General features: G+C 61.2%; 11 protein-coding genes. 7 read left to right on the forward strand and 4 right to left on the reverse strand.

All coding sequences use genetic code 11. The features are described 5' to 3' along the window. The 6 genes from PBDP_RS15205 to PBDP_RS15230 are packed head-to-tail and all read left to right on the forward strand — an operon-like array spanning position 1 to position 6,886. Entirely contained in the window at positions 1 to 1,170 is a 1,170-nt protein-coding gene (locus PBDP_RS15205) for an NAD(P)/FAD-dependent oxidoreductase (RefSeq protein ID WP_212800858.1), read from the forward strand. Next, entirely contained in the window at positions 1,161 to 2,018 is an 858-nt protein-coding gene (locus PBDP_RS15210) for a TauD/TfdA dioxygenase family protein (protein WP_109754087.1), read from the forward strand. The genes PBDP_RS15205 and PBDP_RS15210 overlap by 10 nt, the downstream gene beginning before the upstream one ends. Positions 2,019 to 2,027: 9 nt before the next feature. Then, positions 2,028 to 3,311 carry an ATP-grasp domain-containing protein gene (locus PBDP_RS15215; RefSeq protein ID WP_212800859.1) on the forward strand — a complete coding sequence of 428 codons (1,284 nt, stop codon included), beginning with the start codon at positions 2,028 to 2,030 and terminating at the stop codon, positions 3,309 to 3,311. Positions 3,312 to 3,357: 46 nt separating this feature from the next. Then, positions 3,358 to 4,305 carry an EamA family transporter gene (locus PBDP_RS15220; RefSeq protein ID WP_212800860.1) on the forward strand — a complete coding sequence of 316 codons (948 nt, stop codon included), beginning with the start codon at positions 3,358 to 3,360 and terminating at the stop codon, positions 4,303 to 4,305. 23 nt (positions 4,306 to 4,328) lie between these two features. Next, entirely contained in the window at positions 4,329 to 5,570 is a 1,242-nt protein-coding gene (gene argE / locus PBDP_RS15225; protein ID WP_176687871.1) for an acetylornithine deacetylase, read from the forward strand. Further along, positions 5,567 to 6,886, forward strand: coding sequence for an MFS transporter (locus PBDP_RS15230; RefSeq protein WP_212800861.1), 1,320 nt, complete (start codon positions 5,567 to 5,569; stop codon positions 6,884 to 6,886). The genes argE and PBDP_RS15230 overlap by 4 nt, the downstream gene beginning before the upstream one ends. Positions 6,887 to 6,906: 20 nt before the next feature. On the opposite strand, the gene PBDP_RS15235 is transcribed toward PBDP_RS15230, so the two are convergent. Further along, on the reverse strand, positions 6,907 to 8,115 hold the full coding sequence (locus PBDP_RS15235) for an MFS transporter (protein WP_212800862.1): 1,209 nt from the start codon (positions 8,113 to 8,115) through the stop codon (positions 6,907 to 6,909). A gap of 153 nt (positions 8,116 to 8,268) precedes the next feature. Between PBDP_RS15235 and PBDP_RS15240 the strand changes: the two genes are divergently transcribed. Further along, positions 8,269 to 9,150: a LysR family transcriptional regulator gene (locus PBDP_RS15240; protein ID WP_109754091.1), complete on the forward strand. Its 882-nt coding sequence runs from the start codon at positions 8,269 to 8,271 to the stop codon at positions 9,148 to 9,150. Between the two features lie 71 nt (positions 9,151 to 9,221). Here PBDP_RS15240 and PBDP_RS15245 read toward each other — a convergent pair whose 3' ends face one another. The 3 genes from PBDP_RS15245 to PBDP_RS15255 all read right to left on the reverse strand — a co-directional run bounded on the left by PBDP_RS15245 (position 9,222) and on the right by PBDP_RS15255 (position 11,815). Further along, on the reverse strand, positions 9,222 to 9,923 hold the full coding sequence (locus PBDP_RS15245) for a helix-turn-helix transcriptional regulator (RefSeq protein WP_162893827.1): 702 nt from the start codon (positions 9,921 to 9,923) through the stop codon (positions 9,222 to 9,224). Positions 9,924 to 9,926: 3 nt separating this feature from the next. After that, positions 9,927 to 10,859 (reverse strand): NAD(P)-dependent alcohol dehydrogenase, encoded by a 933-nt coding sequence (locus tag PBDP_RS15250; protein ID WP_116832439.1) that lies wholly within the window; start codon positions 10,857 to 10,859, stop codon positions 9,927 to 9,929. A 176-nt stretch (positions 10,860 to 11,035) separates the two neighbouring features. Beyond that, positions 11,036 to 11,815, reverse strand: a complete 780-nt coding sequence (locus PBDP_RS15255) for an SDR family NAD(P)-dependent oxidoreductase (RefSeq protein WP_212800863.1) — start codon at positions 11,813 to 11,815, stop codon at positions 11,036 to 11,038. Positions 11,816 to 11,831: the final 16 nt, after the last annotated feature.

Here is an 11,831-nt window from a genome sequence, read left to right on the forward strand (position 1 = left end):
ATGGAGCAGCATGTGTTCGACGTCATTGTCGTAGGCGGCGGTCCCGCAGGGCTGAGCGAGTGTATCCGGTTGATCGATCTGGGCCTGAAAGTCGCGGTCATCAGCGATGTATTCGGGGGATGCATGGGCATGATGGGGGACCATCCATTGCAGTCGTACTGCAATGAACTGGAGATCGAAGGGGCCCCCTATCCCTTGCATCGGTTCATGCGCAAGTTGTGCGTCAGCCCCACTGGCGAGGAATACGCCGCCTATATCCGGAGCAACTTCGAAGCCTTGCCATTGACCAGGATCCAGCAACGGGTGGTCACCGTAAGCAAGGCGCAGGGGCTGTTCGAGGTAAACCTGGCCCCGGGTTCCCAGGGGCATCCCTTGCGTGCGCAGCAGATTATCCTCGCGACCGGGATTCGCCCGAAGGCGCCGCCCTTCGAAATGCCCAATGCGCATTGGCTCAATTGCTTTGACGTCTACCAAATGGTTGCGCGGGGCCAGGTCCAGCGTTTCCTGCAGCAGGACGTCGTCATCTTCGGCAGCGGTAACAGTGCGTTCCAGATCGCACTGCTGCTTGCCCCGTTCGCCCGCAATGTGTCGATCCTGATCAAATCCTATCTGGGGCTGTATCCCCAGGAGACCGATGACCGGTTTGCCCTCAGGTCCCTGAGCCAGCGCACGCTGGAGATGATAGCCAAGACGTCGTCCAGTTCCTTTCAAGGGCCGCTCAACGGCGCCAACAGTACGGGCCGGGCCAATATCTGGCTGCATGCCTACAACAGCATTCGCCAGGAAGGCGACAAGGTCGTCCTGGATCTTCCGGCGTCACTCAACGGCAATTCGCTGCTCCAGGCTTCCTGCCGCAAGGCTCGAGAGGCCGGCCGGCTGGTCGAAGCCCAGGCATCCGAGGGGTATGAGCTGCACTTGGATATATCGGCGAAGGATCAATGCCTGGTTTCGGCCATCGGCGTCACCGCACAACTGCCCGCCACCGACTGGCCGCAACTGCTCAACCCACAGACCGGATTCACCTGCCACCAGGATGGGAAAAGCCCTGTCGCAGGCCTGTATTTCGCGGGGGCAGCCTCAGGTTATGCGTCGATCAACACGATGGTGCCCGCAGCAGCGGAAATGAGTGCCACGCCATCGCTGCAAGAAGGGCTGCGGTCATGGGCGTGAGGATGTTCCAGCCGCTGCGCATGGACCTTGGCGATGTGCTCGAGCAATCGACAGCGGAGCTCAAGCAGGCCATCGCCCGGGCCAAGGTGCTGGTCATCGCCAACCAGGACGTCAGTGTTGCCCCTTATGTGCAGTTGATGCGCAGGCTGGGTTCGCCTGTGCATCATGTGTTGGCCAAGTACTGCCTCGAGGATTACCGAGAAGTGCTGACCGTGACCAATCTCCATCGCAACGGCCAGGCCTTGGGCGTGCATGAAGGAGGCGGGTATTGGCACACCGACATGTCGTACAAATCGGCGAATACGGTGTTCACGTCACTGCTGTCCGTGCAGGTGCCGGACCAGCACGGCGAGACTCAATTCATCGATTGTGTCGCAGGCCTGCACCAGGTTCGCCAGTGGCTGGAAAGTCCGGGTTGCCCGCAACACCTGAAGGGCCTCGATCTGGAAAACCTGCGGGTTCACCACCGTTTCGGCAATCGCGACACCCTGCGCAATGCCGCCGCGGCGGTGCAACAGCTCAATCCCCAGGAGGCAGGCGCGCTGGAAGACACCGTGGTTCACCCCCTGGTGCTCAAACATCCGCTCTCCTGCGCGACGTCGCTTTATGCGCCAGCCGCCACGGCCATGCAAATAGAAGGGGTAACGCCTGCACTGTCCCATCGCATTCTCGACAGTCTGGTCGACTTCCTCGTTCAGCAGGCGCCGCGCTATCGGCATGCCTACCGCCCAGGCGACATCGTGATCTGGGACAACCTCTCAACGCTGCATAAAGGTCCGCCAATCCCCAAAAGTGAAGGGGGGGCCGATGCGCGCCTTCTCTACCGCATGAACGTCGACTTCCAGTGAGGCATTACCATGATCAAGACTATCGTTTTCCTGACGCCCCATTACCTGAACTTCGCCTCCGAGAAGGCCTTGCAGACGCTGGGACGAGACTGTCGCACCGTACTGATCGCCTATCATGCCGATGTCCTGCCGCCCGTGCTCGAGCGCAACGTCTCGCAGGTGGTGCGCGTCGATGCCGACCTGCAGCGCAACATTCGCCCGTTGCTCGATCATGACCAATGTCGAGATGTCATCAGCGATGAGTTGCGCGCCGTGCAGGGCAACACGTCGTCATTGCGTATTTTCTGCCAGGAAGAATGCCACGTTGAGCTGGCGGCCCAGTTACGCGAAGAGTTCGGATTAGAGGGCGATACACAGGCGATCGTGGCGAATTTTCGCGACAAGGTGCTGATGAAGCACGCCGTCAGCCAGAAGGGGATACGCATTCCCGAATTCGTACCACTGGATCACGTACGCCTATCGGCTGAACCACAGGCGTACTACGCTGAGCTGACGACGCGATTGGGCTTGCCCCTGGTCCTGAAACCGGTGAACGCGGCAGGCAGTTTCGAGGTGTCGATCATTCGCAACGAGGTCGAATTCAACAAGGCCCGCGAGCAAGTATTGGCGTCACCGTATCATTTCGATTATGAGGTGGACGAGTTCATCGACGGCGACATGTTCCAGTGCGATTCGTTTGTGGTTGACGGCCAAATCCGCTACTGCGGCGTCCTGGAATTGGGTTGCACCAACTTCGACTTTGTCCAGGGCAAGCCCTTGAGCGTGATTCCCGTGGCCGACCCTGCGCTCAGGGCGACCCTGGAAGCCTTCAACCGGGACGTGATCGCGGCCCTGAACTTTCGCAACGGCTCGACGCACCACGAGGTTTTTGTTGACCGCAAACGCGGTTATCCGGTGTTCCTGGAAATTGCCGCACGCGTACCTGGCGGCATCGGCGTGCCGTATCACGAGAAAAACAGCGACATCAACCTGATCGACGCCAATCTCTACCTCGTGGCCGGTGCCGCGGCGCTCGATGACATCAAGCCCAACGAGAAGAACAACGTGGTGTCCGCCTTGTTGCCCTTGCGCAAAGGCCGGATCAGCCAACTCAACGAACCGCCCATTTCCAGTGCCTACGACATCGATTGGCGGGTCGCCCCGGGCATGGTGGTGGACTCCCGGTCCCTGGCCGATACCGCGGGCATCCTGACGTTGTACAACGCGGATCCACAGGTACTGCGCGCCGACTTCGAAGCCTTGCAGCAGTACGTGCCAACCCAGGTGGAAGTGCTGGAGCCGGGAACCGCATGATCAATCCAGTGGGCGGCAGGCAACAGGTTTTTCTCAAGGAGCAGGCATGAAGACAGGAATACTCGGTGCCGTCAGCATGGCGGTCTACTGCATCTCGACGGCGCTCTCGGCCGTCTGGGTCATGGTGGCGTTCACCCGTATCAGTGGGGCGGCGCTGACATTCATTACCTTCCTGATGGCCTGGGCGGTATTTTTCCTGGTGCATACCTTGCGTGGTCATGACCCGTTTCGCCTGCTGCGCGAGGAGTGGCGCGGCGTGCTGCTGCTCAATGTGCTGACGCTGTTCAGTTGGTGGCTGATGTTCATGGCCCTGCAGCGCATCGAGGCGTCGGTGGAATCGGCCATCTATCAGGGTTGGATGCCGCTGGTGGTGGTGGTCTGTGAAATGCTGGTGGCGCGGTCCTCGGTCAGTCGTTCCCGGTGGCTGGGCGCGCTGCTAATCCTGTTGTCACTGATGGCCCTGGTTCTTATGCGTCTCGCGCTGGGGGTCACGGCCCAGGTCAGTCTTGTCAATTTGCATGAGGGCATTGCCCTGGCCTCTGTCGCCGGGATCACTGGCGGGATCTACGTGTTCTGCTCGGCTCGACTGAACCGCGACAGCAAGTACAGCGCCATGGATATTCTGTGCGTCAGGTTCTTCCTGCTCTTGATTGTCACGGGATGGGTCGGCCGGGAAAACCTGCACCAGTTGCTCACGCTTGATACCGCCATGCTCGGCCAATTGATCAAGCTGGCATTCGTCAGCGTGCTGATTCCGGTGTTCACCCTGCAGTTTGCCATCCAGCAATTGGGAGGCGGGCGGGTGTCGATTCTCACGCCGTGCGTGCCGGTCATCGCCTTGGCGGCCGAGTTCGTGCTCTCCACCTGGCACAGCCCCTGGGTGCCAGTCCTGGTTACGGTGGTGTGCGTGGCGGTGTTGTTGTCCAACGTCTGGTTTTCGCGAGACAGGCAGGTTGTTCGCTCGGGCCCCATGCCTGTCGCCCTTCAAAAATAGACTTCGGTTTACTGGAGCATCCCATGACTCTTTCCTTGGCCTTCGCACAGGGGGCGGCAGACGCTTGCTCGAATGACGGCCGCAGCGTGCTCGCACGCACGTTGGAAATCGCACGAACCCTGATTGGTTTCCCTTCGGTCAGCGACCGTTCCAATCTGGACCTTATCGAATGGGTGAGCGGGTACCTGCACGGCGTCGGGGTGCAGGCCCAGATTCTACCGGACGTCACCGGGCGCAAGGCGAACCTGTTTGCCAGTCTCGGACCGCCGCGCCCCGGGGGCATCATTCTGTCCGGACATACCGACGTGGTGCCCGTCGCGGGCCAGGCCTGGGCGCAGGACCCGTTCAGTGCCCACCTGGACCACGGACGGCTGTACGGTCGCGGCAGTTCGGATATGAAAGGGTTTATCGCTGTCGTACTGGCGATGGCTCCCGAGCTGATGGCGTCTGCACGGCAAAGCTTTCACCTGGCCTTGTCCTATGACGAGGAGGTGGGCGCGATGGGTGCGAAACATCTGGCGCCCTTCATCTCGCAGGCACAGCTGGAGCCCGCCGGTTGCATTGTCGGCGAGCCGACTTCAATGGAGCTAGTGATCGGCCACAAAGGGCGTCATGAAATCAATTGCTGTGTCCATGGCAAAGTCGCGCATTCATCACTGCCCAGCGAGGGGGTCAATGCCATCGACTATGCCGCGAGGGTGCAGATGCAGCTTCAGCAAGTGGCCAAGCGGCTGGCGAAAGGGCCGCTGGACGGCGGGTTTGATGTCCCGTACACCACGGTTCAGGTCTGTCGGGTCAACGGCGGTGTCGCTGGCAATGTCATTCCTGGCCAATGCAGCTTCGACTTCGAGATTCGCTACCTGCCCGGATGCGATGCCGAGCAGCTGTTGGTACAGATCAAGGACGACGCCAACCAGGCCATGCACGGCGAAATGAATGATCGCTCGGCGGGGGCGTCCATCGAGTTTTCCCACACGCTGCATACCCCGGGGCTGGATGAGAGGGGTAATCAGGCGTTCGCGCAGTGGATCCGTCAGGCCAGTTCGATGGCCCATGGCCGACAGCGCGTGGCGTACAGCACCGAGGCTGGGTTGTTCCAGGCCGAGGGAATCCCCACGATCGTCTGTGGCCCGGGCAGTATCAAGCAAGCGCACAAGGCGAACGAGTATGTGGACCTGGCTCAACTTGAGGCTTGTGAACGATTCCTGCGTCGCCTGGCGCGTTGTGAGTCATTACCTCCACTTCCAGCCAGGGGTGAGCAATGAGCGCCGCAGCCCTGGATAGCCAGGGGCGCGAACGCAAAAAGCTGGTGCTGGCGGTGAGTGTGGGCGCCGCATTGGAATGGTTCGACTTCACCCTGTTCGCGATCTTTGCCATGCAGATCGCCGCAGCGTTCTTTCCGGCTTCCGACCCCTTGATGTCGTTGCTCGCTTCCTACCTGGCGCTCGCCGTCGGCTTCGTTGCCCGGCCATTGGGGGCGCTGCTGATGGGACGTTATGCCGATCGCCGGGGGCGCAAGGCCGCGCTGACCCTGTCCATCATGCTGATGGGCGCCGGGACCCTGATCATTGCGGTGTGCCCGACCTACCAGGCCATTGGTTGGTGGGCACCGTTGAGCATTGTCGTCGCACGCATATTGCAGGGGGGCGCGGCAGGAGGAGAGATTGGTGGCGCGCTGGCCTATCTTGTCGAAACGGCACCCGCCGACCGCCGTGGTCTGTTTGCTTCCAGTCAACAAGTGGCACAAGCCGGATCATTTTTACTCTGTGGCTTAAGTGCGAGCCTGTTGTCGAGCGCATTGACGCCAGCCCAGCTGGATGAATGGGGTTGGCGCGTGCCCTATGTCTTCGGACTGCTCGTGGTGGTGGCGGGCTTGCAGATTCGCCGCAGCCTCGAGGAAAGCGAGCCGCTGCGCCGCTTTCTCGATAGCCAGGGTAATCAAGCGCTGGCAGGGAAGGGGGCAAGCCTTCGCCCCTATCTGCCTAACCTCGTGATGGGGGTGTTGATCGTCGTCCTCTGGACAGTCGCGACGCAATTGATCAACTTCATGCCGACCTATGCGTCGATGGTGCTTGCAGTTCCACGCAACGAGGCCTATCTGGGGCTGGTGCTGGTCGGTCTCATCACGCTGCTGTGTCCCTTGACCGCACTGCTATCGGACCGCATCGGGCGCTATACCGTCATGCTCATCGGTGCCGTGGGGGTCGCGCTCTGCGCATATCCAGGGTTCGTATGGTTGAACAGCAGCCCCAGCCTCCAGACGCTGATCAGCTTCCAATGCGGGCTGGCGGTCTTGATGGTGCTCTACACGGGCCCGGCCGCGGCGGCATTGGCAGAGCTGTTTCCGGTGCAAGTCAGGGCCCTGGGGGTTTCGCTGGCGTACGCCTTGTCGGTGACCGTCTTCGGCAGTTCAACGCCGACCCTGATTACCCTGATCTACCGACAGAGCGGGGATGCGCTCGCCGCTGCCCACTGGCTGTTCGCGGCGGCGTGTCTGAGTGCGATACCACTGGCCTGGGTAAGCCTGTCGAAATATCGGGCAAGTGCTAATCCGGCGTTGGTTGTCGAGCATGAGACGTGAGCGAAGAGGGGCAACGAACCTCATTGACGACTGCGGGGGAATCCGCGCTGCTTGGCTGACCACACGACTGCCAACGTCAGAAGCAGGAGAACCACCAGGACAGGCGCAAATGCAACGACCCCCAGGTGATCGAGCAGAATGCCTCCGACGATTCCGCCGCCGGCAATGGCCAGGTTCCAGGCCGTGACCAACATCGACTGGGCGAGATCCGCTGCGTCTCTGGCAGTCTTGGCGATGGCCGTCTGGAACAGCGTCCCAGCCCCTCCGAAAGCGATTCCCCAGGCGGCCACGGCGATATACACCGCCGCTGGCCTGTCGCTCATCGCCCCTAGCGTCATTGCCGAGAGGGCGAACAGCACCGTACCTGCAAGCGTCAACGCCCGTAGATGGCGATCGATCAGCACGCCGACGACCCAGATCCCCAGCAACGACGCGACGCCAAAGACCAGCAGGACCAGATCCGTCCGCTCGCCCAGGCCCGCCGCCGCCAAAAACGGAGCGATATAGGTAAAGAGAATGTTGTGCGCCAGGACAAAAGCCAGCACCACGAACAACACCGAGCGAACGCCCGGCAGCGTGAAGACCTGACCCAAGGCGAGGCGTTTATGGGTGGCCTGCCCAGGAAAATCAGGCACCTTGAGTCGTACCCAGACCATCAAGGCCACGGCGAACAGGCTCATGATGGCGAAGCTCATTCGCCAGCCGACCAGGTTGCCGAGCAGCGTGCCGGCCGGTACGCCGAGGGATAACGCCAAGGGCGCGCCCACCATGGCGATCGCAATCGCACGACCTTTCTGGCTTTCGGACACCATGCGGGCGGCATAACCGGCCAACAAGGCCCAGAGCAGCCCGGCCGATACGCCACCGAGCAAGCGCGCGACCATCGTCAAAACATAATGGGTGGAAAGCGTCGTGACGGTATTGGCAACGGCGAAGCCGGCGATGGCCAGCAACAAGAGTGTTCTGCGTCGCATACCTTGGGTCGCGGCGGTCAATGGAATGGCCGCCAGCAAGGAGCCGATCGCGTAGACCGTTACCAACTGGCCGGCCAGGGCCTCGGAGATCGCCAGCCCTTCGCTGATCTGTGAAAGAAGCCCGGCGGGCAAGGCTTCGGTGAGGATGGTCACGAACGCCGCGAGGGCAAGGGCAAACAGTGATCCGATGGGGAGCGGTGCCGAGGCTTGAACAACCTCGGCCTCGGCGTCGATGTGGGTATTGGCAATCGTCATGGGTCACCTGTTTGGAGCGCGCCTGACCCGCCGGGACGACGCGGTCAATTGCAGATTGATAAGTGTCGACTACGGTAGGTGCCCGTCTTTGGCGAGACAAGAATGCTAGAGTGCACAACACATCGGAAAAAATGTCCGTAATGGAGGCCAGGCGTGGAATCACTGAGCGGGATTGATTTTTTTGTGCGCGCGGCCGAAACCCGCAGCTTTTCAGAGGCGGGCAGGGCGCTGGGCATTTCGTCTTCGGCGGTGGGCAAGAGCGTCGCCCGGCTTGAGGCGCGACTGGGTGTGCGGCTGTTTCATCGCAGCACGCGAAGTATCACTCTGACGGCGGAGGGGACGCTGTTCCTCGAGCGTTGCCGGCGCATTCTCTGCGAAGTCGAAGCGGCCGAACTGGAGTTGTCGGAAACCCGCAAAGCGCCACGGGGCAAACTGCGCGTGAGTTTGCCTCTTGTTGCGGATTTGGTCATGCCGACGCTGATCGCCTTCATGCGCCGCTACCCCAGTATCGAACTGGACCTGGATTTTTCCGATCGGCTGGTGGACATCATCGAGGAGGGTTTCGATGCGGTCATTCGAACCGGAGAGCCGAACGACTCCCGGCTGATGTCCCGTCCGTTGGGCCCGTTCAAGCTCGTTGTGGTCGGTTCGCCCCGGTACTTCGCCGAACACGGCACACCGCACGCACCGGCGGACCTGCTGCGCCATGCCTGCCTGCTCTACAAGTTCCCCAGTACTGGCAGGATGCAAGTGTGGCCGGTAAACGGGGACGGGGAGCCGGAACTCAACCTGCCGGCGACCCTGGTCTGCAACACCACCGAGGCGTTGCTGCACGTGGTGCACGATGCGCTGGGCATCGCCTGTGTGCCAGATTTCACTGTGCGCGAGGCGATCGCCAGCGGTGAGCTGGTCACCGTCCTGGACGACTTCAATCGGCATCAGAGCACCTTTCGCATGCTCTGGCCCTCAAGCAAACACCTGGCGCCGAAGCTGCGGGTGTTCATTGATTTCATGAGCAGTGAGTTGTTCAAGTGACTGAACCACCGCTATCGCGAGCAGGCTCGCTCCCACAGAGGAAATGGGTTGGCCATAGAGCAAGTCGGCTGCTAGCTGCAATCCTTCTGTTTGCACGGGTGCGCTTCCCGGGAGCGCCACTCCTTGACCAGCTGTTGCCTGGGACGGGCGTAGCGCTCTTCCAGGACAACCACCTCGACGATCCGGTCCGTTCGGAATAAACGATAGTCGCCGCGCAGTTCGCACCAGCCTGCGATATACCGCTGCGACTCGACGAACCCCAGCATGATCGGCCAGAGGATTCGTTGCGTCCGCTCCTCATTTTCGTCCTTGTAGACGATCTGCATTTTCCGCTGTTCGCGAAGCGCCAGCCGGACCTGGGCCAGATCCAACGCCGCCGGGGCGCCTTGATTGCGACTGACGTAGATCGTGTCGTGGTCCAAGGTTCGCCGCATGTGTGGCGGCAGGACACTGTCGATTTTTGCCAGCGCGTTCTGAACGGCGTGGGCCAGGCCTTCATCGGTTTGGCGGCTGACCCATTGCGCACCGGCCATCAGCGCCTGGATTTCTTCCTCGGTGAAACTCAAGGGCGGCAACAGAAACCCCGGGCGCAGGATGTAGCCAACGCCGGGTTCGCCAACGATGTCCGCCCCCATCGACTGCAGCGTGATGACGTCCCGGCGGATGGTACGCAATGAGACATTCAGCTCACGGGACAGCGTGACACCGGAAACCGTCCCGCGATGACGCCGAAGCACTTGCATGAGATCGAATAATCTATGGCTTCTTGACACGCTTCAGTCCATGACCACAAGGGCCTTGCCACGCAGCTTCCTGCCTCCCTCGATGGCCGCGATAAGCTCGATCGCATCGTCAAGAGGCACCACTTCCGCTACAGGAAGCCGGAAGCTGCCATTCTGGGCGGCGTGGGCGAGCGTGTCGAGGACGTCGGGGCGCGGTGTGCAGATGACGGGTTTCAAGCGTTTATCAAAAAAGGAGCGAATGAACTTGCCGGGGCTCGGATTCAGGTCAAGCAGCACGCCGCCTTTGCGCAGCAGGTCGAGGCCGACCGGCAAGGACAGGGTGGCCGCCGTGTCATACACCACATCGAAACGTTCAGGCAGCTTGGACAGATCGGTTCTGCGATAGTCGTAAACCGTATCGACCCCCAGTTGCCGCGCCCGCTCCAGCGTCTCTTCACTGCAAGCACCAGTGATCGTGGCCCCCACCATGCGCGCTATCTGCACGCAGGCTTCACCGACCGCGCCACTGCAACCATTGATGAATACACGCTGGCCCGCGCTCAGCCCGGCCTTGTCCCGCAAGCCGTTCCAGGCCGTCATGCCCGGTGTCCCGAGGCAGGCGGCTTGCTCGAAGGAAACACCATCGGGTTTGCTGGCCAGCAGCGATTCCTTGGTGACCACGGCTTGAGCCAGTGCACCACTTTCCTTGAAGCGCGCGAGACCAAAGACGGCATCGCCCACTTTAAACCGCGTCACGTTGCTGCCCACGGCGGTGACGGTGCCCGAGAAATCCATGCCCATGGCCCGGGGGAAGGATCTGCCCGTGACGATCTTCATCTGGCCGCTGCGCAACTTCCAGTCGATAGGATTGATGGCGGCGAATCTGATTTTCACAGCGACTTCGCCCTGGCCCGGTGAAGCCAACGTGAATGCCTCGAGCTTCATCACCTGCGGCCCGCCGTAATTGTGATACTGGATACGCTTCATAGCCGACGCTTACTCTGGATGATTGATGAGATGGAAACAGGGCTGGGGCAGGGGCGCTGTTTCCAGCGCATCGTTTCCTGCCAACCCTTTCACTCTAACCATCGACAGGGTCAGTTTCTGGCACCATTGTTTTGCCAGGCTCCAGGTGCGAGCGGCCGTTGCGGCGTATGTTCAGATCAAGGGGCCTTGTTCTCGACCAGGCAGTTTCCGCCATCTATCACGATGACTTCGCCGCTCATGTAACTCGCGTCTGGCGATGCAAGGAACGCAACCAGCGCAGCCACTTCTTCGGGGCGTCCCGCCCGGCCCATCGGCGTGTACCGTGCGGCCTCGACTTCCTCGGGAGAGCTAGACCCCGTAGCGATCCAGCCGGGAGCCACGCTGTTGACCGTGATCCCTAGCCGGGCGACTTCCAGAGCCAGGCCCATGCTCATCCCTACCATCGCGGCCTTCGCAGCGCTGTAGGCCGCCTCGCCGGGGTTACTGCAGCGCGTGCCGGTAGTGGAACTGATGTTGACGATGCGCCCGTAACGGCGCGCCTGCATACCGGGCAGAACAGCCCGTGTAAGAAGAAAAGCCGTGGTCAGATTTCGAGCCAGCGAAAGGTTCCAGGCTTGCAAATCCATGATCGCCAGCTCCGAAAGCACCTCTGGGGAACCTTGCATGGCCATGCCCGCGTTGTTAACCAGGATATCGATCCGCCCCCAGCGCGACTCTGCCCAAAGGCTGAACTCGCGTACCTGGTTTTCATTGGTCAGGTCGACGGCCCGCCCTTCGACTTCGAAGCCTTCGGTACGCAGTTCTTCGACTCGATCGAAGACCCGAGCGCTGCTGGCGGTGATGATCAATCTGGCTCCGGCCAGACCAAGCCGGCGTGCGATTGCCATCCCAATGCCGATCTCACTTCCAGCGCCACTGACGATTGCCACATGATCCTGCATTACCGCGTTTGGCATGGTGCTCTCCAAATGA

The organism is Pseudomonas sp. St290 (assembly GCF_018325805.1).
GTDB classification, from domain to species: domain Bacteria; phylum Pseudomonadota; class Gammaproteobacteria; order Pseudomonadales; family Pseudomonadaceae; genus Aquipseudomonas; species Aquipseudomonas bijieensis.

Excerpts from the sequence above, each read along its gene's own strand:
- PBDP_RS15255 (WP_212800863.1), bottom strand. The coding sequence starts at position 11,815 with ATGCCAAACGCGGTAATGCAGGATCATGTGGCAATCGTCAGTGGCGCT.
- PBDP_RS15230 (WP_212800861.1), top strand. The coding sequence starts at position 5,567 with ATGAGCGCCGCAGCCCTGGATAGCCAGGGGCGCGAACGCAAAAAGCTG.
- PBDP_RS15215 (WP_212800859.1), top strand. The coding sequence starts at position 2,028 with ATGATCAAGACTATCGTTTTCCTGACGCCCCATTACCTGAACTTCGCC.
- PBDP_RS15220 (WP_212800860.1), top strand. The coding sequence starts at position 3,358 with ATGAAGACAGGAATACTCGGTGCCGTCAGCATGGCGGTCTACTGCATC.
- PBDP_RS15235 (WP_212800862.1), bottom strand. The coding sequence starts at position 8,115 with ATGACGATTGCCAATACCCACATCGACGCCGAGGCCGAGGTTGTTCAA.
- PBDP_RS15210 (WP_109754087.1), top strand. The coding sequence starts at position 1,161 with ATGGGCGTGAGGATGTTCCAGCCGCTGCGCATGGACCTTGGCGATGTG.
- PBDP_RS15250 (WP_116832439.1), bottom strand. The coding sequence starts at position 10,859 with ATGAAGCGTATCCAGTATCACAATTACGGCGGGCCGCAGGTGATGAAG.
- PBDP_RS15205 (WP_212800858.1), top strand. The coding sequence starts at position 1 with ATGGAGCAGCATGTGTTCGACGTCATTGTCGTAGGCGGCGGTCCCGCA.
- argE (WP_176687871.1), top strand. The coding sequence starts at position 4,329 with ATGACTCTTTCCTTGGCCTTCGCACAGGGGGCGGCAGACGCTTGCTCG.